General features: G+C 70.5%; 20 protein-coding genes, 1 tRNA gene and 1 pseudogene. 9 read left to right on the top strand and 13 right to left on the bottom strand.

Annotated features, from left to right (window positions below):
- The first annotated feature begins 123 nt into the window (after positions 1–123).
- Entirely contained in the window at positions 124–1,296 is a 1,173-nt protein-coding gene (locus tag AC08OU_RS04035) for a trypsin-like serine peptidase (RefSeq protein ID WP_476599281.1), read from the top strand.
- 55 nt (positions 1,297–1,351) lie between these two features.
- On the top strand, positions 1,352–1,813 hold the full coding sequence (locus AC08OU_RS04040; RefSeq protein WP_476599283.1) for a hypothetical protein: 462 nt from the start codon (positions 1,352–1,354) through the stop codon (positions 1,811–1,813).
- 39 nt (positions 1,814–1,852) lie between these two features.
- Here the strand turns inward: AC08OU_RS04040 and AC08OU_RS04045 are convergent, their stop codons facing one another.
- Positions 1,853–2,773, bottom strand: coding sequence for an alpha/beta fold hydrolase (locus tag AC08OU_RS04045; RefSeq protein ID WP_476599285.1), 921 nt, complete (start codon positions 2,771–2,773; stop codon positions 1,853–1,855).
- 196 nt (positions 2,774–2,969) lie between these two features.
- Here AC08OU_RS04045 and AC08OU_RS04050 point away from each other — a divergent pair, with 196 nt between their 5' ends.
- Both AC08OU_RS04050 and AC08OU_RS04055 read left to right on the top strand, forming a co-directional pair.
- Positions 2,970–4,646 carry an MBOAT family O-acyltransferase gene (locus tag AC08OU_RS04050; protein ID WP_476599287.1) on the top strand — a complete coding sequence of 559 codons (1,677 nt, stop codon included), beginning with the start codon at positions 2,970–2,972 and terminating at the stop codon, positions 4,644–4,646.
- 197 nt (positions 4,647–4,843) lie between these two features.
- Positions 4,844–5,893 (top strand): DUF459 domain-containing protein, encoded by a 1,050-nt coding sequence (locus AC08OU_RS04055; RefSeq protein WP_476599289.1) that lies wholly within the window; start codon positions 4,844–4,846, stop codon positions 5,891–5,893.
- A 43-nt stretch (positions 5,894–5,936) separates the two neighbouring features.
- Here the strand turns inward: AC08OU_RS04055 and AC08OU_RS04060 are convergent, their stop codons facing one another.
- The gene (locus tag AC08OU_RS04060; RefSeq protein ID WP_462203408.1) at positions 5,937–6,227 is read right to left on the bottom strand and encodes a hypothetical protein; all 291 of its coding nucleotides are present in this window, start codon (positions 6,225–6,227) and stop codon (positions 5,937–5,939) included.
- 199 nt (positions 6,228–6,426) lie between these two features.
- Here AC08OU_RS04060 and AC08OU_RS04065 point away from each other — a divergent pair, with 199 nt between their 5' ends.
- A complete protein-coding gene (locus tag AC08OU_RS04065; RefSeq protein WP_011438288.1) occupies positions 6,427–6,654 on the top strand; it encodes a DUF4287 domain-containing protein in 228 nt (75 codons plus the stop codon).
- A 157-nt stretch (positions 6,655–6,811) separates the two neighbouring features.
- A complete protein-coding gene (locus tag AC08OU_RS04070; RefSeq protein ID WP_476599292.1) occupies positions 6,812–7,222 on the top strand; it encodes a PPOX class F420-dependent oxidoreductase in 411 nt (136 codons plus the stop codon).
- A 98-nt stretch (positions 7,223–7,320) separates the two neighbouring features.
- Here the strand turns inward: AC08OU_RS04070 and AC08OU_RS04075 are convergent.
- From AC08OU_RS04075 to AC08OU_RS04120, 10 genes and pseudogenes are all read right to left on the bottom strand, one after another.
- Positions 7,321–8,132: pseudogene (locus AC08OU_RS04075) on the bottom strand (Bax inhibitor-1/YccA family protein).
- A 229-nt stretch (positions 8,133–8,361) separates the two neighbouring features.
- A tRNA-Leu gene (locus tag AC08OU_RS04080) sits at positions 8,362–8,436 on the bottom strand.
- A 283-nt stretch (positions 8,437–8,719) separates the two neighbouring features.
- Positions 8,720–10,267, bottom strand: a complete 1,548-nt coding sequence (locus tag AC08OU_RS04085; protein ID WP_476604396.1) for an NAD(P)/FAD-dependent oxidoreductase — start codon at positions 10,265–10,267, stop codon at positions 8,720–8,722.
- Positions 10,268–10,435: 168 nt separating this feature from the next.
- Complete coding sequence (locus tag AC08OU_RS04090) at positions 10,436–11,233, bottom strand: uracil-DNA glycosylase (RefSeq protein WP_476599092.1); 798 nt, start codon at positions 11,231–11,233, stop codon at positions 10,436–10,438.
- 88 nt (positions 11,234–11,321) lie between these two features.
- Positions 11,322–12,404, bottom strand: coding sequence for a Ppx/GppA phosphatase family protein (locus AC08OU_RS04095; RefSeq protein ID WP_476599094.1), 1,083 nt, complete (start codon positions 12,402–12,404; stop codon positions 11,322–11,324).
- A gap of 60 nt (positions 12,405–12,464) precedes the next feature.
- The gene (locus tag AC08OU_RS04100; protein ID WP_476604397.1) at positions 12,465–13,040 is read right to left on the bottom strand and encodes a DUF501 domain-containing protein; all 576 of its coding nucleotides are present in this window, start codon (positions 13,038–13,040) and stop codon (positions 12,465–12,467) included.
- An 87-nt stretch (positions 13,041–13,127) separates the two neighbouring features.
- On the bottom strand, positions 13,128–13,502 hold the full coding sequence (locus AC08OU_RS04105) for an FtsB family cell division protein (protein ID WP_476599098.1): 375 nt from the start codon (positions 13,500–13,502) through the stop codon (positions 13,128–13,130).
- 4 nt (positions 13,503–13,506) lie between these two features.
- Entirely contained in the window at positions 13,507–14,790 is a 1,284-nt protein-coding gene (gene eno, locus AC08OU_RS04110; protein WP_476599100.1) for a phosphopyruvate hydratase, read from the bottom strand.
- 391 nt (positions 14,791–15,181) lie between these two features.
- Positions 15,182–17,194: a signal peptide peptidase SppA gene (gene sppA / locus AC08OU_RS04115; protein ID WP_476599102.1), complete on the bottom strand. Its 2,013-nt coding sequence runs from the start codon at positions 17,192–17,194 to the stop codon at positions 15,182–15,184.
- A gap of 260 nt (positions 17,195–17,454) precedes the next feature.
- Entirely contained in the window at positions 17,455–17,898 is a 444-nt protein-coding gene (locus tag AC08OU_RS04120; RefSeq protein WP_476599104.1) for a MerR family transcriptional regulator, read from the bottom strand.
- 662 nt (positions 17,899–18,560) lie between these two features.
- On the opposite strand from AC08OU_RS04120, the gene mfd reads away from it, so the two are divergent.
- The 3 genes from mfd to AC08OU_RS04135 are packed head-to-tail and all read left to right on the top strand — an operon-like array spanning position 18,561 to position 24,247.
- Entirely contained in the window at positions 18,561–22,163 is a 3,603-nt protein-coding gene (mfd, locus tag AC08OU_RS04125) for a transcription-repair coupling factor (RefSeq protein WP_476599106.1), read from the top strand.
- Positions 22,164–22,219: 56 nt separating this feature from the next.
- The gene (locus AC08OU_RS04130; protein ID WP_476599108.1) at positions 22,220–22,987 is read left to right on the top strand and encodes a SurA N-terminal domain-containing protein; all 768 of its coding nucleotides are present in this window, start codon (positions 22,220–22,222) and stop codon (positions 22,985–22,987) included.
- A 12-nt stretch (positions 22,988–22,999) separates the two neighbouring features.
- Positions 23,000–24,247: a nucleoside triphosphate pyrophosphohydrolase gene (locus AC08OU_RS04135; protein ID WP_476599110.1), complete on the top strand. Its 1,248-nt coding sequence runs from the start codon at positions 23,000–23,002 to the stop codon at positions 24,245–24,247.
- 133 nt (positions 24,248–24,380) lie between these two features.
- Here the strand turns inward: AC08OU_RS04135 and AC08OU_RS04140 are convergent, their stop codons facing one another.
- Positions 24,381–26,075 (bottom strand): glycoside hydrolase family 26 protein, encoded by a 1,695-nt coding sequence (locus tag AC08OU_RS04140; protein ID WP_476604398.1) that lies wholly within the window; start codon positions 26,073–26,075, stop codon positions 24,381–24,383.
- Positions 26,076–26,235: the final 160 nt, after the last annotated feature.

Here is a 26,235-nt window from a genome sequence, read left to right on the forward strand (position 1 = left end):
ATAGCTGTCTTACGCCTACAGTCCTCTCCAGCCGACCCATGGAGATGGGTCGACGAGGCCGGGAGGTGTTGCCCGCCGACCCACCCGTCCCACAACGCCCGCGAGCCGCCACAGAAGGCGACGGTGCTGCTACTCTGCGCTGTCGTGACGTCACGGAGTGCAGACCAGGAGTGCGAGGGGCGGGCGGGCGCGGCACGCCTCCGACCACTCCCGCCGACGGATGTACCCGGCGCCACCCGAGCCCGCCCACGCCCGCCCGCGCGATCGAGGCTCGCCGTCGCGATCCTGCTGACGGCGGGCGTCGCGCTGGCACCCGCGGCCCTTCCGGCCAGCCCCGCCCAGGCGGCATCGGCCACCGGGCGAGGGGGCGCGCCGATCGCCGCCACGTACCCGGGATCCACCGCGGGACAGCTCCTCTCGGCGCCGGGGGCGGTGACCCTCGCCGAGCAGCGCGAGGTCGAACGGTACTGGAGCGCGGAGCGGCGGGCCCGAGCCTTCGGGGCCCGCACGAACGACCATGCCGATGCCGCCCCCCTCAGTCCCGGGCCGGCCCCGCCTGCCGTCGGCGGCTCCGAAACGGCCGCGAGCGGCGCTCCCCCGCCCCCGAGCGCCGGAATGCCCTACACCCGGGGCGGGCTGGTGACCACGACCACCGGCCGGTTGTTCGCCACCATCGGCGGCGGTGACTACGCCTGCTCCGCGAGCGTCGTGTCCAGCCCCAGTCGTGACCTCGTAGTCACCGCGGGGCACTGCGTGCACGGCGGTACCGGGGAACAGTTCGCGCGGAACGTCATCTTCATCCCCGGGTTCGACAACGGCGCGATGCCCTACGGCATCTGGACCGCCCGCCGGCTCACCGTGACGTCCGGTTGGGCCCATCGGGGCGACTTCGACGTCGACACCGGCTTCGCCCTGTTCAACCCGTCCCCGTCCCGCGGCCGTCATCTCGAGGACACGGTCGGGTCCCAGGGCATCGCCTTCGATCTTCCGGGGACGTATCCGCAGTACACCTTCGGCTACCCGCGGCTGCCCCCCTACGACGGCAGCCAGCTCGTCTACTGCGCCGGCCCCGGCTTCGGCGACCCCTACGGCAGCCCGTCGATCGGCGTCGCCTGCCGCATGACGGCCGGCGCCAGCGGCGGGCCACTGCTCACCGGCCTCGGCCGGCTCGGTTCCGGGCACGGCTGGGTCAACGGGGTGATCAGCTACGCCTATGCCGGAGTCAACGACAAGCTATACGGAACTCACTTCGGCGACGTGGTGAAGTCACTCTACTATCAGTCCTACCGGCTCTAGCGGATCGCCGTCCCCCGGGATACAGCCGGCTGACGACGATCGATACCTTCTGTGCATGCCGCATTCGGGCAGCTTCGGGCTCCTCCTGACCGTGCACGTCGTCGTCGGGGTCTTCGTCATCGGTCCACTGACACTGATCACCGTGGTCACCCCGCGCCTGCTGCGGTTGGGGGCCGGCGCCCTGCCGATCCTGCGCCTGTGCGTGCGGATGATCCGGGCCCTCACGCTCGCCTCACTGCTCATCGTCGTGACGGGCCTCGGGCTGGTGAATCAGGGATCATTCGGCAGCGTGCGGTCGCTGGGCGACCCCTGGCTGTCGGGTGCCCTCGTGCTGTGGGTGGTGGCCACGGGGATCTCGCTGGGCATAATCGCGCCCGGGCTCGCCCACGCCGTCAAGGAGATCGACGCGGGCGGTGACACGCATCGGCGTACCCTTCCAATCATGGGGGGTGTCGCCGTGAGCACCGCCTGCTGGGTACTGATCATTGCTTCCATGGTCATAAAACCCGGGACCTGACTCGGCCGGGCCACCGCGACGATCCGGGCGGGTCGGCGCTCAGCTCGCCTGCGCGAGCGTCCCGCGACGATCGACTCCCCCGCGATGCACGACCTCCCCGCGATGCACGACATCGTCAAGCTTGTCCAGGATGCGGCCCCAGACCTGGCGGGGGAGCTCATGCCCCATCCCGTCGATCTCCAGCAGCTCCGCGAGCGGGATCGCCGCAGCCGTCAACCGACCACCGAGGACCGGGACGAGCGGGTCCGCGTCACCGTGGACGACGAGGGTGGGGACCGGGAGCCGCGCGAGCCCGGGGGTGCGGTCGGGCGCCGCGAGCACGGCGGCGATCTGGCGCATAGCCCCGACCGGGTTCGGGCGACGGCCCCATTGGATCTCGGCCCGCCGCCGCAGCCACGCCACGTCCGGCTCGAACAGCGGCGAGCCCAGGACCTCCTGTGCCTCGTGCCCGGCGAGGACGAACTCCTCCAGGTCGGCCGGCGCCGGCCGCAGGAACAGCGCGATCGCCTCGGCGGTCGGCTGCACCCGGTGGTCACCCGGATGGGACATCATCGAGGTGAGGCTGCGCACCCGCTCGGGGTTCCCGAGGGCCGCGATCTGGGCGATCATGCCACCCATCGAGCTGCCCATCAGGTGCGCCGACTCGATTCCGAGGGCGGTCAGCAGGCCGATTGCGTCCGCGGCCAGGTCCTCGAGCCGGTAGGGGGCGAGGTCGAAGCGACCGCTCAGGATCGCTGCCAGGTCGGGCCGACCGAGCTGGTCGAGATGAGTGGACAGTCCCACGTCCCGGTTGTCGAAGATAATCGTTCGATAACCGCGACGGCCGAGCGCGGCCAGCAGGTCCGGGTGCCAGCCTACGAGCTGCTGCCCGAGGCCGCCGATCAGGAGCAGCGGCAACCCGTCCTCGTCGCCGTGGATCTCGTAGGCGAGGTCGATGCCGTTGACCGAGACGATGCCCATGGTCGGAAGGTAGCCATCCCATGGCGCCGGCGCACGAGTTCCGCCGGCAATCGGCCGGATGTCACCCGAAAGGGCCAGGCGGATGCCGGCAGCGCGGCCGTCGAGCGGCGAACACCCCACCCGTCAACTACTTTAGGTAGTCACTCGACCTCCTATAGCGATAATCCTGCTGGGCAACCCCACCGGACGGGCACACGTGATCTTTCCGACGATCGAGTTTGCGGCGTTCCTTGTCGTGGTGCTGGCGATCTCCTGGCTGCTGATGCCCCGGCCGAGGCTGTGGAAGCCGTTCATCCTCGGGGCGTCGTATTTCTTCTACGGCTTCGCGGACGCGCGCTTCGTGCTGCTGATCGTGGCCTCCACCTTGATCAACCAGGGCGCCGCCGTCGCGATCCACCGCTGGCGCGACCGCCGCATCCTCATCGCCGCGATCGTCTGCGACCTCGGCCTGCTCGGCTGGTTCAAGTACTACAGCTTCTTCGCCCTGTCGGTGGACCGCGCGCTGGCCGAGATCGGTCTCCCCACATCGCTGCCCCTGCTCCAGGTGGCGCTGCCGATCGGGATCTCGTTCTTCACCTTCCAGGCGCTGTCCTACGTCATCGACGTCCATCGCGGCACCAGCGCACCCGCGTCGCTGCTGGACTTCGCCGTGTACGAGACGTTCTTCCCGCACCTGGTCGCCGGTCCCATCGTGCGTGCGCGCGAGTTCATCCCCCAGCTCGCCACGCCACGGGACCCGAACCAGGTCCAAGCCACCCGGGCCGTGTTCCTGATCGTGGGCGGCCTGGTCAAGAAGGTGGTGCTCGCCGACCTGATCGCCTCGCGCCTCGTCGACCCCGTCTTCGACGCGCCCGGCCAGCACTCGTCGCTGGAGATCGCCACGGCCGTCTACGGCTACGCCGTGCAGATCTACTGTGACTTCTCGGCGTACTCCGACATCGCGATCGGGATCGCCCTCCTGCTCGGCTTCCGCTTCCCGGATAACTTCGACCGTCCCTACGCGGCCACCACCCTGCAGGACTTCTGGCGCCGCTGGCACATGACCCTGTCCCGATGGCTCCGGGACTACGTCTACCTACCGCTCGGAGGGAACCGGAAGGGGCGTCGGCGCACCTACCTCAACATCATGATTACCATGACTCTGGGTGGTCTCTGGCACGGCGCCGCCTGGACGTTCGTCCTGTGGGGATCGCTGCACGGCGGTGGCCTGGTGACCGAACGCCGGATACGTGCCCGACGGGCGGACCGGATCCGGGCGACGGAATGGGCACGAGCCACGGGGCAGGCCCGAGTCACAGGACAGGAGCAGATCACGGGACAGGCCGAATCGGCGGGGCTCTCCGCGATGCCACTACCCCGGCCGGGATCGGAGAGCCCCGCACCGGTCCTTTCCCCTGGCGGATCCGGCGCCGTTGCTGGTCCCGGTCTCGCTGCCGGCTCCAGCACCGCCGACAGCCCCGCGGGGACGCCGACCACGGCGAGCCGCCGGACGATCACCGCCACACAGGCCTCACTTCCCGAAGCGGCCCCCAACCCGATCCGCGCCTGGGCCGGCCGGCTGGCCGTCTTCCACTTCGTGTGTGCCACCTGGGTCCTGTTCCGAGCGCCCGACCTGGCAACGGCGCGCGAGCTCGCCGTCCGGCTGTTCACCGCGGGCGGACCGGCGCCGCTGGTCACTCCGACGGTCCTCGCCGCCATCGGGGTGGGACTGGCCACCGCCGCCGTCCCGCGCGCCTGGTGGATCCACGCGCAGGTCGCCTTCGCCCAACTGCGCCTTGGCGCCCAGATCGCGCTGCTCACCCTGAGCATCATGATCATTTATGCGATCGTCGGCCCGCAGGACGTCGCGCCGTTCATCTACTTCCACTTCTGAGTCACGCTCGCCTGCTCTCCCCGTCCCGATCCCGGTGCCGAAGCCAGTGCCGGAGCCGGAGCGTTGCCCCGGCCGGGGCCGCCCAGGCCGGACGATACGAGCGACGGAGAGCGGAGCCTTGACTTAAGGTAATCGAACAACAACGCCTGATCACATTCCGGGGCATCTGTGACCTGCGCCGACGAAGCCGAGGGACGATGACTGAGCGTGAAGATCCGGCGCCACCGGGGCCACCGGCGACCGCACCCGCGGCGACCACCGGCGTCGTCCGGGCCCGGCAGGCCTTCCTGCTGGTAGCCGTCACCCTGGGTCTGCTGGCGGTGCTCCGCGCCTCAGCGATGGTGCACGGGGGCGAGGGCATGCGCCCAGGACTCACCCGCACGCTCGTGCTGGGCATGGCCCGGCCGATCGAACGGATCACCCGGACCGTCCACCTCGACGAACCGGACCGGTGGTTGTCGCGCGCGTTCGGTCACGACGCCAAGCCCGGCGGCACCTTCTCCGAGCTGGCATCGGCGGCCAGTCGGGCTGAAGCCGAGCCCGATCACCCTGGCGCCTCCGGGCCGGGCGCCGCCGGTTCCCACCGCTCCCCACTGCCACCGCGCCACCCGACCGCGGCCGATCCGCTGCGCGTCCTGGTCACCGGGGACTCGCTGACAGAATCACTCGGTCCGACCATCATGAACAGTGCGCCCGCCACGATCCGGGCACAGACCGAGACGCGGTTCGGCACGGGCCTGGTGCGGCCCGACTTCTTCGACTGGGCCACCCATGCCCGGGCGCAGATCACGCAGCGCAACCCGGAGCTGGTGATCGTCGCCATGGGCGGGAACGACGGCCAGGGCATCACGCTTCCGGACGGAACCGTCCTGCCGGCCGGATCGGACGCGTGGGCCGCCGAGTACCGACGGCGTGCCATCGTCGTGATGCGGATCTGGAGCGGCGACGGGGCCCGCCGAGTGCTGTGGCTCAGCCTCCCGCCGGCCCGGCCGGACCAGCTGAACGGCTACTTCCGCCGACTGAACGAGGCGACCCTCGACGCCACGACCAGGGTGGTCGGAGCCCGATATCTCGACCTCACCCCGTGGTTGTCGAAGAACGGCGCGTACAGCGACTACCTCACCGGCACGGACGGTAACACCGTCCTGGCCCGGGCCCGTGACGGCGTGCACCTGAGTCTCGACGGCGCGCGGATCGCCGCGGGACACATTCTGGAGACCGTGCGCAGCACGTGGAACCTGCGGTGAACGACGATCGGAGCGACCGGCGGAGGCCGGACCGAGCGAACGCTCAACGGGGGCGGAACCCGAAGCCCGCGCCGTCCAGATCCCGGCGGGCAGCCAGCACCGCGACCCGGGCGGCGGCCAGGACCTCGCGACCGGACGGCGCCGCCGCACCGGACACCGAGATCGCGGCGACCAGATCGTCGGCGAGGACCGCGAGCTGGTCGGTCAGGGCGTGCGGCGCCAGCCGCGGTGGACGAGCGCCGGCCGGCACTCCCGTGCCGGCCCGCTCGCCGAGCGACGCCAGTTCGTCGAGCAGCCGAACGGCCCGCTCCGCCCTGGTGCCACCGGATTCCACCGGAACATCCCATGATGACCCGGACCAGCACCGAAGGCGGTGAATCAGCAGGCCGACCTCACGGGTGAGATCACGGACCTCGTCGGACATCCGGGCAGGATACCTGACGATGACGGGAACGGGTCTTGCTCTCTACTGTGGTATAGGGCACCCTCCAGACATGGTCCGTTGACGTCGGGTTTCATCTCAGGAGACGCGCATGTCGCTGAACCGCTCCGCCCAGACCCACCAGATCCTCATCGAACGGATACCGAAGGCAACCGGCCACGACGTGAACCACTGGCTCGATCGGCTCGACGACGGACCCGGCCTGCTCCGCTTCGCGGAGCGCGTCAACTGGCTGCGGGCCGAGCACGACCTGCCGCACTGCTATGCGGCGGCCCTGGTCCATGAGGCCGATCTGCGGCGGCGGGCGATCCGCGCGTAGGCACCTCGGCAGCGTCGGCACCTCGGCAGCGTCGAGCGCGCAGGCTCGGCCGCCCGGTGAGGTATCGAGGTAAGGCGCGGGTACCCGGCGCGGGACGCGGACGCGGTCCGCACCGTTGACGCGCCGGGTCGGCCACCGGGCACATCACAATGACTACATGGACCTCGACGCAGCCACGGAGTTCGTACGCGATCATTACCGGGCGGTACTCAGCACCACCCGCCGGGACGGCACGCCCCAGATGTCACCGGTGACCGTCGGGGTGGATACCGACGGGCATCTGCAGATCAGCAGCCGGCTCACCGCCTACAAGATCCGCCACATCGAGCGGGATCCGACCGTACGGATCTGTGTGTTCCCCGATGAGTTCTTCGGGCCCTGGGTGCAGATCAACGGAACCGCCGAAGTCATCCGGCTACCGGCGGCGATGGACCTCCTGATCGCCTATTACCGAGACATCGCGGGTGAGCATCCCGACTGGGACAACTACCGGGCGGCGATGATCCGCGATCAGCGATGCATCATCCAGATCACTCCGCGGTCGGCGGGGCCGGACGTCTCCGGCTGAGGACCAGGCTTGAGGACACCGTTGCATAAGAGCGCCCTGACCCTGCCCGCCCTGACCTGATCGTCGGCGGGGCCTCGGCCCCACGACGGACCCGCGCGCTACTGCCGCAGCTTGGAGAGCAGGCGCAGCATCTCCAGGTAGACCCAGACGAAGCCGATCAGCAGGCCGAATCCCGCCCGCCACGCCTCGGAACGCGGCGCATGGGACTCGATCGCCCGCTCGATGTAGTCGAAGGCGAGGATGAACTGCAGGCTCGCGACGCCGAGCACGAGCACGAGCACGAGCACGAGCACGAGCACGAGCACGAGCACGAGCACGAGCACGAGCACGCTGAACAGGATGCCGAGCGGCGTCGCATCGTTGATCACCGGCAGGTGGCTTCCACTGGTGGCCCTGATCACGAGGTCGGTCAGGCCGAGGAGCACGACCCCGAGGAGCACGCCGAACACGATGCGGGCCATCCGGGGGGTGGCCCGCAGCCGGCCGCTACGGTAGGCAACCAGCATCGCGACGAAGATCAGACCGGTCCCGAGCAGGGCCTGTGGGATGATGCCGTTGAAGGTGTCCTCGTAGTAGCGCGAGACCGCCCCGACCGCCACCCCTTCGATCAGGGCAAAGGCGATGATGAGCGGCGGACTGATCAGGTTGCGAAACGAGACGAACAGACTGATCGTCAGGGCGACGAGGCCGGCCCCAGCGCAATGCCGGGCAAGTCCGGTGCGAGGGCCCAGCCGACCGCGCCACCGGCCGCCAGCAGCGCGAACAGCCCCAGCGTGTGCACGACGACGTCGTCGATCGTGAGGGTGGTGGGCTGGCGGTAGTGGCTCGCCAGCTCCTCGGGGGTCGGCGTGGGAGGAGACGCGAAACCACCACGACGGAACGCGGGGTTCGAGGAACGAAGGTCGGCCATGGAGCCGGCTCCTCTCGGTCGCCTCCGGGGAGGCATCACCCTCGGTGACTACAGCCTACGTCACCGTATGGAACGTTCCTTGGGACGCAGGAGTTCCCGGCGCACCGGACACGGTGGACGGCGACAAGACATCGCGACGCACGCCCACGCGCATCCTCACAGCGACGAAGCCTTCCCCTCGTCGGCCGCGGTTCATCGGTCAGATGCCCGGACGACCGAGAAAGGATTGTGCCGGTGGTCGGAGTCGAACCGACACTCGAGCTGTTTTTAGGACAGCCTCCTCTACCAGTTGGGATACACCGGCTCGTCTACATCGCTGATGTTTCTACCACGCTACGTAGGGTCTGGGAATAACACATGCGGAAAAAGTGGTCCGGAGATGGCGGCACGACCGAAAGCGTGACTCATCGTGACGAGGATGCCGACTGTTCGCCATCCCCTTCGATCAGTGGACAACCCAGATCGCTAAAAGGCGGGCCCGCCGTCGGGTTTGGTCTTGACGGCCAGAGCGGAGACGCGGGAAAACACCCCCACCTAAGTGCCGCGAAGCCACGAGGGCCGGTGAACCGTCGCGACCGGGGGACGATTCACCGGCCGCGGGAGATCCTGCCGGCCGGTGCGGCCCGGACAACATCCTCACCCGGGGACGCGGCCTCACCGCCCTCGGCATCGCCGGCCGAGCCGGCGGCGACGGCGGGCGCGGGGGCACCGGGAGCGGGGGGGCGAGTGGTCCCGTTCCGCCCGCTCGTCGTGGCCGTCGTAGCCGTCGTAGCCGTCGTGGCCGGAGTGCCGGGCGTGCCTGGGGAGATGGCCGCGGCGAACGCGGGCGGCATCGCCGCTCGGCGGAACTCGGCCCGGGGATCGGCGAAGGATCCGAGCGAGACGATCTCGCGGCGGAAGAACAGTGCCAACGACCAGTCTGCGACCACCCTGGTCTTGCGGTTGAGGGTGGGAACCCTGCCCAGGTGGTACGTCCGGTGCATGAACCAGGCGGGCCAGCCGCGCAGCTTGACCCCATAGACCTCGGCGACACCCTTATGCAGGCCCAGGGACGCCACGCTGCCGGCATAGCTGTGCTCGTACGGTTCGATGGGCTCGCCGCGCAGTTCGGCGAGGATGTTGAGAGCCAGCCGGCGGGCCTGGCGGACGGCGTGCTGGGCCGAGGGACTGGTTGTGACATCCTCGCCCCTGGTCAGGTCGGGCACGGCCGCGCAGTCACCCGCGGCCCACGCGTCACCCACCCCGTCGACCTGCAGGAAGACGGTCGCGCGCACCCGACCTTGATCGTCCAGGGGCAGATCCGTGTCGGCCAGCATCGGGTTCGCCCGCACCCCGGCCGTCCACACGATGGTGCCCGCGTCGAACTTCTCGCCGTTATTCAGTACAACCCGCCCACCGACCAGGCTCTCGACCCGCGTGTTCAACCTAACGTCGATACCCCGCTGCTCGAGCTGCCGGAGAGTATAAATCCCCATTCCGGGTGAAACCTCGGGAAGAATACGGCCGGCGGCTTCAACGAGGACCCACCGCATATCCGTCGGTTCCAGATCAGGATAGAAAGAACACGCATCGCGGGCCATGTCCTCCAACTCGGCAAGAGCCTCTATTCCGGCATATCCTCCACCGATGAAGAGAAAGGTCAGCGCCCGGCGCCGGACCGCGGGATCGGTCACCGAGGCGGCCGCGTCCAACCGGCTGATGACCTGATTACGGAGATAAATGGCCTCGGCCGCGCTCTTGAAGCCGATGCCCTGCTCCGCGAGCCCCGGGATCGGAAGGGTTCGCGCTACCGATCCTGGACACATCACCAAGATGGCGTATTTAAGATCAAATCTCTCGCCAAGGGATGGTTGGATCACAGCGGTCCGTGTCCCATGCGACACCTGAAGCGCGCTTCCACTGACAACCCGACAGCCCTTCAGGACCTTACGTAGCGGTACCACCACGTGCCGTGGCTCAAGGTTGCCGGCCGCCGCTTCCGGGAGGAAAGGCTGATAGGTCATGTACGAGTTGGGCTCGACGACTGTGACCGATGCCTCGCCCTGGCGCAGCTTCCGCCGCAGCCGCAGGGCCGTGTACATGCCGACGTATCCTCCGCCGACGATGAGGATGTGCGGTGGTTGCCCATAGCCCATGGCAAAAACGTACCCACGAGGGCCGTGTTACACCCCGGTCCCGGGCTGGCCGCCCAGCTTTTTTCGTGACGCAGGACACGAATACCGGCGGTCTTCGGCCCGTGGTGCCGATGCGTCCGGACCGTGTTCCGGCTCACCTTCTGTGTCGACGGCCACAAGGACAAAGGCTTACCCGGCCCGCTCAACCACTTCCACGAGCGCCGCCGCCGTGCCAAAAATCGTGTCAAGCATCACTTCGGTGACCCGGCCGGTGAAGGTGTTCTGTTGGCTTGGGTGATAGCAACCGACGACCGACACCCCGGATACGGGAAGTTCGGCCCGCACGCCGTGCCCGAACGACACCCGGCGCGGAGGAACCGGGAATCCGGCCTGGGCCAGGGCGGGCCACAGGGCGGACCAGGCGAATCCACCGAGGACGACGATGACCCGCAGGGTGGGCCGGACGAGCTCGAGGTCACGCACCAACCAGGGCCGGCAGGTGTCACGCTCCGTGGTGGTCGGCTTGTTCGCGGGCGGAGCGCAGCGGACGACGGCGACGATGCGCGTGGCCGTCAGACACTGACCGTCCCCGGCGGACACCGAGGTCGGCAGCGCCGCCAGCCCGACGCGGTGCAACGAGGCGAACAGCCAGTCGCCGCTGCGGTCCCCGGTGAAGATGCGTCCGGTGCGGTTCCCTCCGTGGGCCGCGGGCGCCAGACCGACGACGAGGATCCGGGCGTCGCCCGGGCCGAACGAGGACACCGGACGCCCCCAGTAGGCCTGCTCGGCGAAGGCCGCCCGCCGCACCGCCGCGACTTCTTCCCGCCAAGTGACCAGGCGCGGGCAGGCCCGGCAGACGGACATCCGGGCATCGAGCTCCCGGCTGCCCGTCGCGTCGGCGGCCAACGCGCGGGCCTCGGCCGGCGTGGCTGCGACCGGTGTGTCGGCGGCGGCGAGGTCCCCCGGCCAACCGCTTCCCGGCCGCACCGGGCCCCGTGACCGGACCGGGCCACCCGTCCTGCCCGTCACCCCGCCCCGCCGGTCCGCGTACAGCCGGTCCTCATACCAACGGTCCTCATACCAACGGGCCGGCTACCGACGGGCCGGCGGTGACGGGCAACGCCGCCCGCTCGAGCCCGGTGGCCGGGGCGCCCGGCGCGGCGGCTAGGGCCATCGCTATCCCGTCGAGGATGTCGCGTTCGCTTGCCACCACCGCCGCGGCGCCCGTTCGCTCGACCAGGGTGCGCAGCACGAGCGCGCCGGCGGCGATAACGTCCACCCGACCCGGGTGCATCACCGGCAGGGCCGCGCGCTGGTCGTGCGTCATCCTCAGCAGCCGGTCCGTGACCTGCGCGACCTGCTCCGCCGCCGTCACGGACAGGTGGATGCGGGCCGGGTCGTACTCGGGGAGATCAGCCGCGAGGGCGGCGACCGTGGTGACGGTCCCCGCGACGCCGACCAGCGTCGCCGCCTCGGTCAGGGGCACGGTGCGGGCGGCGATGTCGAGTGCCGCGTGCACGTCGGCAACGATCGCCGCGGCCTGCGCGCCGGTCGGCGGATCATCGTGCAGGTGCCGCTCCGCCAGCCGCACGCATCCGACGTTCACCGAGCGGGCGGCCCGCACCCCGCTCGCGTCCCCGAGGACGAGTTCGGTCGAGCCGCCGCCGATGTCGGCGAGCAGGATCGGCGTGGCGACCGGGTCGGATCCCGCCGCGCCCGCCCCCGTCGGCGTGCCCTCGACCGAACCGGCAAGCGAACCGGCGTCCAACGAACCGGCTCGGCCGACGAGGTCACCGATGGCGCCACCGAAGGACAGGGCCGCCTCCTCGTCCCCGCTGATCACCTCGGGGTCCACACCAAGGATTGCGCGGACCCCGGCGACGAGCTCATGACGGTTGCGCGCGTCGCGGGTCGCGCTCGTGGCGACCATCCGCACCCGTGAGGCTCCCAGCCGCTCGATCTGCTCGGCATAGTCCCGCAGCGCGGTGAAGGTGCGGGCGAGCGCCTCCGGCGCGAGCTCACCGGTCCGGTCGACCCCAGCCCCCAGCCGGACGATCTCCATCTGGCGGGCCAGCTCGTACAGGGTCGATCCCTCGACGTCCGCCACCAGCAGACGGATCGAGTTGGTTCCACAGTCGATCGCGGCGACCCGACTCACGGTCTCTCCTCCCCGGTCAAATCCCCTATCGGATCTCTATCGGATCCTCCGTCGGGTCCCCTATCGGATCCCCTGTCGAACGACTGCCGGTCGGTCCGTCGCCTGGGGCGGGTCCGGGCTGCGGGCCTCGTCGACGCCCGGACATCGGCCACCGGCCACGCACAGCCCCTGCCGCCCCCAGTCGGGAACAGCCGCAAGGGCCTCGTCACCGAACGGATTGACTCCCGGACCCACGGCGAGACTGTGCGCTACGAGGACGTGCAGGCACTTGACCCGATCGGGCATGCCACCCGCGCTCGGGGCCGCGGGCAGCACCTCGTGCGCGTCGCGCCGGGCGAGGTAGTCCCGGTGGGCGGCGGCGTAGGCGGCGGCGAGCCGCGGATCCTCCGCCAGCCGGGCTGTCATCTCGCGCATCACCCCGGCCCCCTCCAGCCGCGAGATCGCCGACGCGGCCCGGGGGCAGGTGAGGTAGTACAGGGTCGGGAAGGGGGTGCCGCCGGCAAGCCGCGGTGCGGTCTCGACCACGTCGGGAAGACCGCACGAGCAGCGATGAGCCACCGCGAGGACGGCTCGCGGCTCGCGGGAGAGCTGACAGCGCACAATCTCGAGATCCTCGGCCGTCACCGCCGGTACCATGCTCGCCCCCTCGCCGTCATCACCGTCCGCCAGGACCGTTCCTTCGCCCTTCGCCGCACCGGGGCCGGGGCTCCCGCCCCGTGACCGCTACGGCGTCGAGATCTCCGACCAGAGCCGGGCGTACCAGGCCGAACCCCCGGACGACCCGCCGCGGGTCTCGTCGCCGTCCTTGGTGGGTGCCGGTTTGATCGGCATCAGGTACGCCCGTTCACCGGGCTTGACGTAATGCAGCCGACGGCGCGCCTCGTCCTCGACCCAGGCCTGGTCGTCGTATCGCTCGACCGTCGCCCGCAGCTCATGGACCCTCGCCTGGGCCTGCGCGTTGGTCCGGCTCAGCTCGGAGAGCTTGGCCTGCTGCTGCAGGTGCAGCCGCAGCGGATAAGCGAGGGTCAGGACCAGCACGCAGATCACGACGGCGAGCAGGGTCGCCCTCGTGGTCAGCGCGGTGTTCCGCGGCGGCATGGGATCAGCCGGCCTGCCCGTGGCGGGGGAACGCGGCGGCGCCCGCGTACCGGGCCGCGTCGTCGAGTTCCTCCTCGATGCGCAGCAGCTGGTTGTACTTCGCGACCCGCTCCGAGCGCGCCGGGGCGCCAGTCTTGATCTGACCGCAGTCGACCGCGACGGCGAGGTCGGCGATGGTGGTGTCCTCGGTCTCGCCGGACCGGTGGGACATCATCGCCCGGTAGCCGCTACGGTGGGCCAGGTTCACCGCGTCAAGCGTCTCGGTCAGCGTGCCGATCTGGTTCACCTTCACCAGCAGGGCGTTCGCGGCATTCAAGGCGATCCCGCGGGCCAGCCGCTCCGGGTTGGTCACGAACAGGTCGTCCCCGACGAGCTGCACCTTGCCACCGAGCCGCTCGGTGAGCGCCACCCAGCCGTCCCAGTCATCCTCGGCCAGCGGGTCCTCGATGGAGACGATCGGGTATGCGGAGACGAGCTCGGCATAGTAGTCGCTCAGGTACTCGGCGCTACGCGAGTTGCCCTCGAAGGCGTACGACCCGTCCGCGTAGAACTCGGTGGAGGCGACGTCCAACGCCAGGGCGATGTCTGTCCCCAGGGCGAAGCCGGCCTTGTCGATCCCCTCGGCGATGAGGTCGAGAGCCTCGCGGTTGGTGGGCAGGCTCGGCGCGAAGCCGCCCTCGTCGCCCACACCGGTCGCCAAGCCCCGCGCCTTCAGCACGCTCTTGAGCGCGTGGTAGACCTCCGCACCCCAGCGCAGCGACTCGGCGAAGGTGCTCGCGCCGATCGGAGCAATCATGAACTCCTGGATATCGACGTTGGTGTCGGCGTGGGCACCACCGTTGAGGATGTTCATCATCGGCACCGGGAGCAGGTGCGCGGTCGGGCCTCCCAGGTACCGGAACAGCGGCAGGCCACTCGACGACGCCGCCGCCTTGGCCACCGCCAGGCTGACCCCGAGCAGGGCGTTGGCGCCGAGGGCCGACTTGCCCGGGGTGCCGTCGAGGTCGATGAGCGTCGCGTCGAGAAGACGCTGCTCGGTGGCCTCCAACTCCATGATCGCCGGACCGATCCGGTCGATCACCGCGGCCACGGCCTTGGTCACGCCCTTGCCGCCGTAGCGGTTGTCCCCGTCGCGCAGCTCGACAGCCTCGAAGGCGCCGGTGCTCGCCCCGCTGGGCACCGCGGCGCGGCCCAGCGTGCCGTCCTCCAGAACGACCTCGACCTCGACGGTGGCGTTACCGCGCGAGTCAAGGATCTCGCGGGCTCCGACGGCCTCGATGGACGGCACGGCTTCGACCTCCGGTATGCGCTCTGACACGGAACGATGACGCGGCGGCAGCAGCGGACCGCCACGGGCCGGTGACCGGAAGCCACCACACCGCGGCAGGCCACCGGGGCAGACCCTGATGGCCTGCCGCGGATCGCAGCGCGGGACGAGCGGTGCCGTCCGGACGAAACCGGTCGCTGCGAGACTACCGTCGCCCCACGGCGACGCGACGCCGGTCCCGGCCCGGCGCGGCGCGTCCATTCACCCGCGGCGCGTCCATTCACCGGCCACCCGACGGTCATTCCACCGCCTGCCTGGCCGTCGGGCACCCGGGCGTCGATCCTCCCGCGGACGGCGATGTCACGCATCCCACAGGCCGGCGAGTTCGTTGTGGGCCACCGGTGCGGACCGGCTAACCGATCCGCCCGATCGGCGGCATGACCAGCGGACCGGCCGAGGGCAGACCGAGCCGCGCCGCCAGCGGTGCCAGCGCCCCCCAGCCCGGGACGAAGCCGGCACCGGGACCGGGGCCGAGCAGGCCCAGGGCGGACCCGGCCACCGACCCGGCCACGGACGCGGCGGCCCCGCGGTCCTCGCTGGACTTCGGCGACCGGACCCGTTCCAGCACCGACGGCTTGGGCGTCAGCCGCACCCGCGGGGTCTCACCGGCCGGCAGACCGGCGCGCGACCAGGCAAGTTCGATCGCCTGCGCCAACCCGCCGAGGACGTCCACCAAGCCGTGCGCATGGGCGTCCGCGCCGGTCCACACCCGGCCGCGGGCCAGCTGGTGCGCCTGGTCCCGGGACAGCCCGCGAGCGGTCGCTACCTTGTCGACGAAGTCGGCGTAGACCCGGTCCAGGAACTCCTCCAGCTTCTCCCGCTCCCCCGGGGTGAAGGGCCGCCGCGGCGACATCATCAGCGCATGCTCACCCTCCGCGACGGCACCGAAGCCCACTCCCACCTTGTCGAGCAGGCCGCTGATCACCTGCTTGCCGGCGAACACCCCGATCGAGCCGGTCAGCGTGCCGGGGTTCGCCACGATCGCATCGGATGCCAGGGCGACGAAGTAGCCACCGGAGGCCGCCACGTCACCCATCGAGACGATCAGCGGCCGACCGCTGGCCCGGAACCGCTCGGCCTCCCGGCGGACCAGGTCGGATGCGACGTAGGAACCCCCAGGGCTGCTCACCCGGAACACCGCCGCCGCCACCGCGGGATCACGCGCGGCGGAGCGGAAGGCCGCCGCGGTGGCCTCCGCGGCGAGCACCGGCCCGGAGAACGGACCCGGGGCACCGTGTCCGAGGACGACCGGCCCGGTCCCGTGGATGAGCGCGATGACCGCCTTCTTCGGGTCGCGATGCGGCGCCGTCACGGAGGGGGCCAGCGCACTCGTCCCGATGCCCGCGGCCTCGTCCGGGTGGAGGTGAGCCTCCCCGGCGCCGTCGGGACGGGAGCCGTCCCGATCATCGGGAACCTCGCGGAAGAAGAAAGCCGCCGGGCCGCCGGCCGCCAGCGCCGCTACGCGGCGCGCCGGGAACTTCTCCCACCACTCGACGGACCGCCGGTAGGCGGAAGCGTACATCAGAACCGGCTCCGCGCCGGGCCCGCGGCGCGCATCGTCCCGGCCCGCGCCCTCCCCATCATCCTCGAATCCGGCCAACGGCCCCCGCGTCACCCGTTCCCGTGCCGCCGCGTACACCTCGTCGCGGTAGCCGAGACGGTCGACGAGACCGGTGTCGAGCGCGACGGACCCGGCCAGCGGTCCGAGATCGATCAGACGCCGGACCCGGTCGGTGGACAGCCCGCGTCCCTCGGCGATGCCGGCCACGATCTGGTCGGAGCTGGACTCGATGATCCGGCTGACCGCCTCCAGGTGCGCCGGGGTGAAGTCCCGCTCCACCAGCGTGTTGACGGCGTTCTTGTACTCGTACCGCTGGCCGATCTCGACGGAGATGCCGAGCCGGTCGAGCGATCCTCGCAGGAACGGCGCCTCCATCCCGAGACCGGTCAGGCCGCAGTCACCGGGCGGGGCGAGCCAGATCTCGTCGAACGCGCAGGCCAGATAGTAGGGCGCCGTGCCGCCCCCGAACTCCCCGAAGGTGTCCGCGTAGGCGATGGCGGTGCCACCGGCCGCACGAAACGCGGCGATCGCGGCGCGAATCTCCTGGATACGTGCCAGCGGCATCCCGCAGGCGGCGATGTGCGCGACTACGACGGACACCCGGGGATCCTCGGTCGCGTACCGTAGGCCTTCGACAACATCCCGCAGGGTCGTCCGGCGCCGGGCGAGCGCCAGGGTGATCGGGTCGGTGGGGGCGCCTTCGATCGGGTCGACCGTCAGATCAAGTTCAAGGACGATCGGAGCCGTCCGCCGCGCCGCGATCTGGCGGACGTCGGCCAGCGCCTTACGTGGGATGGCAGCCATGCCCTCAGAGGCTAGCCTTCCCCCACACGGCGCCTTCGGTGCAGTGCGGGGACCCCTGGCACCAGGCGCCGTACGGAGTCTCCGTTCAGTCGCCTCCGGCGACCTCTCTGAGATAACCAACAGACAGCCCACGACGCCTCCGGCGCAGCGTGGAGCATCCCCTGGGAGTTGCTGGAAAATAACCTCAGGTTTTGATCTTGGTCTTGCCGGTGAGATTCGCGAGGCCCACCGCGGTGAGTGCGATGATCGGTGTCCGCGGATCAGGCGGTTCCGCGCGACCGTTTCGCGTCGTCGTGCAGCCCGCCGACGAACGACTCCGCGACGCTGACCTGCTCCCGAAGCGTAGAGAGCTTTTCCTCCGCGAGTACCACCCAGGTGCCAAGCCGTTCCTGGAGCTCGGCCCGGGCGTCCGCGGCGAGGTCGGGCTCGGCGAGCTCGTCGCGAAGGGCCAGCAGCGACCGTATCTCCTCCAGGGTGAACCCCAGCGGTTTCATCTTCTTGATGAGGAGCAGCCGCTCGATGGCATCATCGTCGTAGAGACGAAATCCCCCTACGGTCCGACCTACCGGCATGAGAAGCCTCGATTCCTCATAGTAGCGGACTGTTCGCAGGGAGAGGCTGACCCGCTCCGCAACGTCCCCGATCTGGTAAACGTCGCCACGGGTCGTGTTCGATCCCGAAACACCACGGCGCTTGGTGGACAACTCGGCCCTTACGTTAAGGTAGATATTGGACGACCGGACCGGACGATTTGGACAACCGGACCGGACGCCAGGCAATCGACTGTACGTCGATCGGCGATGCGGCGCCCCCTTTGCCGAGGCGGGGGAGCGCGGGACGCCCGAGCGTGTCGTCCGTCGTCCGGTACCGACCGGAACGCGTTACCGGAAACGTGAGATGCGTCACGTCGGGGCCGTCGCGCTCGCCGGTGCGACCCTGCAGCTGCGCCCTCGGCTTCCACCTGACCGGCCCCGCGTTCGCCTGGACGCGCACGTTACCGCGGCCCCGACGGGCACGGCGCCGGCCCGAACGGGAGGAGGGTGGGTTGCCGGGGCGGGTGGGAAGGTTGTCGTAGGCTGGACATATCGTCTGTGCCGACAGGGTTGAGCCGATCAAGGTCGGCCCGGTATCGGGGCTGGCCCGGTATTAAGGCTGGCCCGGTATCGGGCCTGATCCGGTATCGAGATCGACTGGGTATCGAGGTTGACCCGGCGCCTGCGGACCGGGGCATCGCCGGGCGGAAGCGTCGTGTGGAGCGGGGCCGGGCGGTAGATCAGGGCCGGATCGGCCTTGCCGTGTCACGTCGTCCGATCCCAACCAGTCGGAGTCGGATCCCAACCAACCGAGAGGCACAGGGACGCACCCCATGACCCTCGCGCCGTTGCTCGACGCGCTGATCGCCCGTCCCGGCGGGGACCCTGCCCTGGGCCGGGCGATCGGCGCGGTCGGTGAACCGGTCCTCGACCTCGCTGGTCCCGCGGCGTTGCGGCCCTTCGCCGCCGCGGCCCTGGCGGTCGGGGCCGACCAGCCGGTCCTCGCCGTCGTGGCTACTGGCCGGGAGGCCGAGGATCTGGCATCGGCGCTCGGCAGCCTGCTCGGTCCCGATGTGGTCGCGGTCTTCCCGAGCTGGGAGACCCTGCCCCACGAGCGGCTGTCCCCCCGGGCTGACACGGTCGGGCAGCGCCTCGCCGTGCTGCGCCGGCTCACGCATCCGGCGAGCACCGGTCGGCCACCGCTGCGGATCGTGGTCGCGTCGATCCGTGCGGTGTTGCAACCCCAGGTGGCCGGGCTCGGCGAGCTCGCACCGGTCACCCTCGCCGAGGGCGATACGGCCGACCTCGACGGCGTGGTGACGCGGCTGGTGGACATCGCCTACCACCGGGTGGACCTGGTCGAGCGGCGCGGCGAGATCGCCGTGCGCGGCGGCATCCTCGACGTCTTCCCGCCCACCGAGGAGCATCCGCTGCGGGTCGAGTTCTTCGGCGACGAGGTCGAGGACATCCGCCGGTTCTCCGTGGCGGACCAGCGGGCGCTGCCGGAGGATGATGGCGCGACCGGTGGTGGCCGTGTCCTGTTCGCGCCGCCGTGCAGCGAACTGCTGCTGACCGCGCAGGTGCGGGCGCGGGCCGCGGACCTCGCGACGCGCCACCCGGAGCTGCTGGACCTGCTCGACAAGATCGCCGACGGCATCCCCGTGGAGGGGATGGAGGCGCTCGCCCCGGTACTCGTCGACGCCATGTCACTGCTCTTGGACGACCTGCCGGCCGGCACCCACGTGCTGGTCTGCGATCCCGAACGGGTCCGTTCGCGGGCGAGCGAACTGGTGCGCACGAGCCAGGAGTTCCTCGAGGCGTCGTGGAGCGTCGCGGCGCTGGGTGGCGGCGCGACGATCGATCTCGGCGCGGCCGCCTACCGATCGATCACCGAGGTCCGCGAGCGTGCGGAGGATCTCGGCCTGCCGTGGTGGTCGGTCACTCCCTTCATGTCGGCCCCGGTAGGCATCGACCGGGAGCCGGCAGGCACCGGGCTGGCGGGCGCCGTCTACGACGGGACCGAGTACGGCGACAACACGGTGGTCGCCAGCCTCCGGCCCGCACCGATCTACCACGGGGACACCGCGGCGGTCATCGCCGACGTCAAGGGCTGGCTCGCCGAGTCCTGGCGAGTGCTGCTGGTCACCGAGGGGCACGGTCCGGCGCAGCGCCTGGTGGAGATGCTGCGCGACGCCGACCTGGGCGCCGGCCTCGCCGAGGAGGCCACGCTCACTCCGGGCGTCGCCATGGTGACCTGCGGTCGGCTCGCCACCGGCTTCACCAGCGATACTTTGCGCCTCGCCGTTCTTACCGAAAGTGACATCGCGGATGCCCGCGGGGTGAGCACGAAGGACATGCGGCGCATGCCGAGCCGGCGGCGCAAGGGCATCGACCCGCTCGCCCTGCTCCCGGGGGACATGGTGGTCCACGACGCGCACGGCGTCGGCCGCTACGTCGAGATGGTCACCAGGACCGTCGCGGGCGCCCAGCGGGAGTACCTTCTGCTGGAGTACGCCCGGGGCGATCGGCTGTATGTGCCGACCGACCAGCTTGAACAGATCACCCGGTATGTCGGGGGTGACGCGCCGAGCCTGGACCGCATCGGCGGCGCCGACTGGGCCAAGCGCAAGAGTCGGGCCCGCAAGGCCGTCAAGGAGATCGCCGGTGAGCTGATCCGGCTCTACAGCGCCCGGATGGCTGCTCCCGGGCACGCCTTCGCTCCCGACAGTCCCTGGCAGCGTGAGCTGGAGGACGCCTTCCCGTTCCGAGAGACACCCGACCAACTCGCCGCCATCGACGAGGTCAAGGCCGACATGGAGAAGCCGGTCCCGATGGACCGGGTGATCTGCGGTGACGTCGGCTACGGCAAGACCGAGATCGCGGTGCGGGCCGCGTTCAAGGCGGTGCAGGACGGCAAGCAGGTCGCGGTGCTGGTGCCCACGACGCTGCTGGTCCAGCAGCACTTCCAGACCTTCTCCGAGCGTTACGCCGCGTTCCCGGTGGTGGTGAAGGCGATGAGCCGGTTCAACTCGCCCGCCGAACACAAGGCGGTGCAGGAGGGGCTCGCTACCGGCAGTGTCGACGTGGTCATCGGCACCCACCGGCTGCTGTCCGGGGAGAACCGCTTCAAGGATCTCGGCCTGGTGATCGTCGACGAGGAGCAGCGATTCGGTGTCGAGCACAAGGAGCAGCTCAAGAAGATGCGCACGGCGGTGGACGTGCTCACGATGAGCGCCACACCGATCCCCCGCACGCTGGAGATGTCGATCACCGGCATCCGGGAGCTGTCGACCATCGACACTCCGCCCGAGGAGCGGCACCCGGTGCTGACCTCGGTCGCCGCCTACGACGCCCGTCAGGTGACCGCGGCGATCCGCCGGGAACTGCTGCGCGAGGGGCAGGTCTTCTTCATCCACAACCGGGTGGAGACGATCGACCGGGCCGCCGCCCGGCTGCGCGATCTGGTTCCCGAGGCGCGGATCGCCACCGCCCACGGCCAGCTGCACGAGGACGCGCTTGAGCAGGTCATGGTCTCCTTCTGGGAGAAGAAGTTCGACGTGCTGGTCTGCACGACGATCGTGGAGTCGGGCCTGGACATCTCCAACGCCAACACCCTCATCGTCGAGCGGGCCGACGTGTTCGGCCTGTCCCAGCTGCACCAGCTGCGCGGCCGGGTCGGGCGGGGCCGGGACCGGGCGTACGCCTACTTCCTCTACCCGCCGGACAAGCCGCTGACCGAGACCGCCCACGACCGGCTCGCCACGATCGCCCAGCACAACGACCTTGGTGCCGGAATGGCCGTAGCCATGAAGGACCTGGAGATCCGGGGAGCGGGCAACCTGCTCGGCGGCGAGCAGTCCGGGCACATCGCCTCGATCGGGTTCGACATGTACGTGCGGATGGTCGGCGAAGCGGTGGCCGAGTACCGCAAGGAGGGCGTCGAGGAGCCCCCGGAGGTCAAGGTCGAGCTGCCGGTCGACGCGAGCCTGCCGCACGACTACGTGCCGAGCGAGCGGCTGCGGCTGGACGCCTACCGGCGGCTGGCCGGCGCCGCCACGGACGCCGACATCGACGAGGTGCGTGGCGAGCTCGTGGACCGGTTCGGTCCGGTGCCCGAACCGGTCGAGAACCTGCTGGCCGTCGCGGGCCTGCGGGTTCTTGCCCGGCACTTTGGCGTCACGGAGATCATCGCCGCCGGTCGCCAGATCCGGTTCGCTCCGCTGGAGCTGCGGGAGAGCCAGACACTCCGGCTGACCCGGCTCTACCGGGGCGCCGTGGTCAAACCGGCGGTGCGGACCGTACTCGTTCCCGCGCCGACTGAGACGGGGCGCATCGGCTCCCGACCGTTGCGGGACCGGGCCCTGCTCGCCTGGGTCGGCCAGCTCCTGCATGCGGTCGCGGCCGACTCAGTCGCCGCCGCGGCGGCCTCGATCTGACTCCTGGCGTAGGGCGCCGTACCGTACGCCACGCTGAACGGATACCGTCTCGGCTCGTGAAGCTTTCCCGTCTCCTCGCCGGTGTCGGGCTCCTCGTGCTCGCCGGTACCGCCGGTACCGGGTGCACGACCCATGCCGGGGCCGCCGCCCAGGTCGGTTCGCAGACCATCGGGACCTCCCAGCTGCGCGGCATTGTCGACCGTGGGCTCAAGGCCGCGGAGACAGTACCGATCCCGCAGACCTCGCAGTCGGTGTCGCAGAGTCTCAACCGAGGTGAACTCCAGCGACGAACCCTGACCACACTCGTGCAGCTCGAATTGATCTCCGGTGAGGCGAAGCGGCTGGGGATCTCGCTGACCGGCCAGGACATCGCGTCCTACTACCAGGCGTACGCGATCCTGCAGTTCGGCAGCGTGAAGGCGTTCGAGCAGCGAGCCGCCGCGGCGGGCTTCGCCCAACAGGACGTGGCGACGATCGTCCGCTCGGGAGCGTTCGAGTCGGCGCTCGGGGACAAGATCAGCGCGGGTGTCCTCGCCTCCGACGCGGACACCCGCGCCCAGTACGACAGCATCGTCGATCAGATCGGGAAGATCCCCCTCAGCTACCGGCAGGCCAAGCCCTACCTGGCCCGGTTCCTGGTGGCGGACAAACGGGCGACGAAGGTGCGCCCGCTACTCGCGCAGGCCGAGTCCCGGGATCCCATCTCGATAAACCCACGATTTGGTACCTGGGACACGAAGCAGTTCGCCGTGGTCGCCGCCGAGGGCTCGATCGCCAGCAAGCCCGCGCCCACGCCGATCCTGGACCTGACCACCCGATCCTGAGCGGACGGCGACATGTTGATGCGGATCACCGTGGTCGTCACCAGCCCCCGGGTGGCACCGGGAATCCTCACGGCCCGGGCATGGGATGTCGTGCGCACGGTGCCCGTCCTGACCGCGAGCCCCACGCATCCTCAGCTCGCCGCGCTGCGGGCGGCCGGTGCGACCGTCCTGATCGTCGATCCCGGCGATCCCGGCGATCCCGGCGGTCTGGCCGGCGCGGTGACCCTCATCCGGGCCGCCCTGCCGGATCCCGCGGCGGCCGAGGTCGCCTGGCTGCCCGATCCGCTTGCGCCGAGCATCCTCGACCGCCTCCTCGACGAGGCGAGTGGATCCGGGGAACGGAACGATGCCGGCGTCGAGAGGGTGACCGGGGTCGATGGGGCGACCGGGGTCGAAGTGACGAGCCTCGTGGCCACCAGGGAGCTGCCCGGCTCGAGCCTGTTGGACGCCGTCGCGGTCATGGACCGCCTGCGGTCGCCGGGCGGCTGCCCCTGGGACGCCGAGCAGACGCACACCTCGCTCGCCCCGTACCTGGTCGAGGAGACGTACGAGGCGTATCAGGCGATCGAGGACTACGATCTCACCGAGCTGCGCGAGGAACTCGGCGACGTGCTGATGCAGGTGCTCTTCCACGCTCGGATCGCCGCCGAGCACGCCGAGGACGGCTGGGACGTCGATGACGTCGCGGCCGGCCTGGTGGCCAAACTGATCCGCCGTCATCCGCACGTGTTCGGTGACGTGGTCGTGGACGGTCCGGCGAACGTCGTCGCCAACTGGGACGCGATCAAGGCGGTCGAGAAGGGGCGCGTCTCGGTGACCGAGGGCGTCCCACTCTCCCAACCGGCGTTGTCCCTCGCGGCCAAGCTGCTGAAGCGGGCGGCCGGCATCGGCGTCCCTGCGGATCTCGCGCTGACCGGGACGGCCGCGTGGGGTGTGACCGACGCGGGCGATCGGGTCACCGAGATCGCCGCCACGGCCGCCGTACTGGCCCGGTCGGGCACGGCGGGGGACGACCTGATCGGTGATCTGCTCTTTAGCCGCCGTCGCGCTCGCCCGGATGGCCTCCGTCGATCCGGAGCGGGCCCTTCGGGCGACCGCCCGTCGCTTCCGGGACCGGCTGGCCGCCGTCGAGGGCACGGTCCGTGCCGAGGGCGCCGATCCGGCTTCCCTGTCCGACACCCGCTGGCGCGAAATCTGGCGGCAGCTACCCGGGTAAACACCGATCATCGGCGCCCGATGCCAGGGAGTACCGGAAAATAACTTCAGGTTTTGATGCTGGTCTTGCCAGCGAGGTTGGCGAGGTCTGCCGCGGTGGGTGCGATGATCTTCTTTCTCTAGCCCCCGCGCCGGGACCGGCAGCGTACGCTGATCGTGTTGGATCAGCCCCCAGGGATCAGCCCCAGAGCCGCTGGTACATCGCCGCCGCCATGGGATTGATGGTGGGGTCGACCAACGAGGAACGGACGTTGTTCGGCAGGGCATCGGGGAAGTACGCCTCGTAGGCGAGAATGTCCGCGTTGCGCACGAACGCCTCGTGCATCTTCTCTATGTAGACGGGGTTGTCCCCACCCGCGGCCCCGACCCGACCCGCCTTGGTGCCCTGCTGGCTGACCACACCCCACTCCGGCACCGAGAACAGCTTGTGATGGGTCCGCGCAAAGAGGATCACCTGGCAGAGACCGCCGTCCCCGTTGCACTGGTTGTCGAAGTCGGCGTAGGTCGGGCTCGGCGGGTACTGGTCGTAGGTGTCGACCCCGATGACGTCGACGTACTGGTCACCCGGGTAGAGATCGAAGGCGCCGACCGACGTGGTCGAGCCGTGAGCGTTGAGGTTCCAGTCGATGCGGACCCGCGGGCTGGTGGCCTTGATCGCCGACGAGGCGTTGCGGAAGCACTGCACCCACTGCTGCGGGTCCGTGGCCGCCCACGCGAACCACAGCCCGTTGAACTCCCAGCCCAGCCGGACGAACGAGTCGCCCCGCCCCATGCTCACCAGCCAGCGGCCGAACTGCCGCCACTCGGCGTCGTAGCGGCCGGCCGCACAGTCGGCGAGGTTGCCCTTCTCCGGCCCTTGGTCTGGAAAGAGCGGCTGGCTGATGACCCATATGCCAGAGAAGCCGGCGAAGGGCGAGGCGTCGCGCCCGATCCAGGGCTCGACGATCGCCCGCCAGCTGGACCGCTCGGTGTACATGACGACGACGTCGTTGGGCCGGCCACGGAATTCCGCCCAGCGGTTCGCCTGCGCCAACGTGTGCACGGCGACCCCCGTGGGAAACTCACCGGTCGTGGCGGCCCGCTGTACCCGGGGCGCGGTGACCGGCGGCTGGACCCCCGGTGCGGGCGAGAGGCCGGAGCCCGGCGACCGCGCGGGCGGCGACTGCGGCGGGGGCGGCGTCGGCGGGGCGGACGTCGGGCCGCCGGCCGCTGTGTCCGTGGGGTGTCCTCCGGAGGGCGCCAGAACCCAGGCGGTCAGGGCGAGCACGACCGCGATCGAGACCGCGACGAGCGGGAGACGCGGGATTCGGCCGGCTCGGCCCCCGGGGCGCGCGGTGATCCAACCGGCGACGCGAGATGGACGACCCGGGCCAGGCCCACCGCCGTCGTCCGCCCGAACACGCGCGTCCGGTACCTGCCCGTCCCAGGCCGGGACGTCCCGGGCCGGCACGTCCCAGATCGACCCGTCCCAGGCCGGCACGCCCCGAGCCGGCACGCCCCAGGCCAGGACGTTCGTGTCCGGCGTGTCCAGCCCCTTACCGGCCGGGGCCTGCCGCCCGTGCCAATGGAACACGGTCGTGGTGGCACCGTCCGGACGTGCCCGCGCCGGGTCCGCCCGGTCCCCGGCGGGGCCTGTGACCGGGCCGCCACGCGCGTCGCAAGAAGCACCGTTGCGGCGGATGTAGACCAGCTCGGTGGGGGAACCCTCGCTGGGGGAACGGAGCATCCGCGTCGTCGTGTCACTTCGGCGACGGCGCAGCGGGAGCAGCCGGGCGTCCAGCCACTCGCCCCGGGACGGGGTCGGCATGCCGGCGCTTCCACCGGCGAGCCGCCGATCGGCCGAACGGGGCGGATCCACCTCGGAGTGGCGCACCGTGCCGTCCTGGTCCGAGGATGGCGATCCGTCCACCGGCCAGCGGCCGGCCGGAGGGTCATCCGACCAGGAGCGCCCGCGCACCCGCATCACCCCAGTCGTACGTTTCTACCTATAAAGTCATTTTTACTCATGTAACGCAAAAGTACGGTCAAGGGGG

The organism is Frankia sp. CcMO1, from assembly GCF_977945845.1.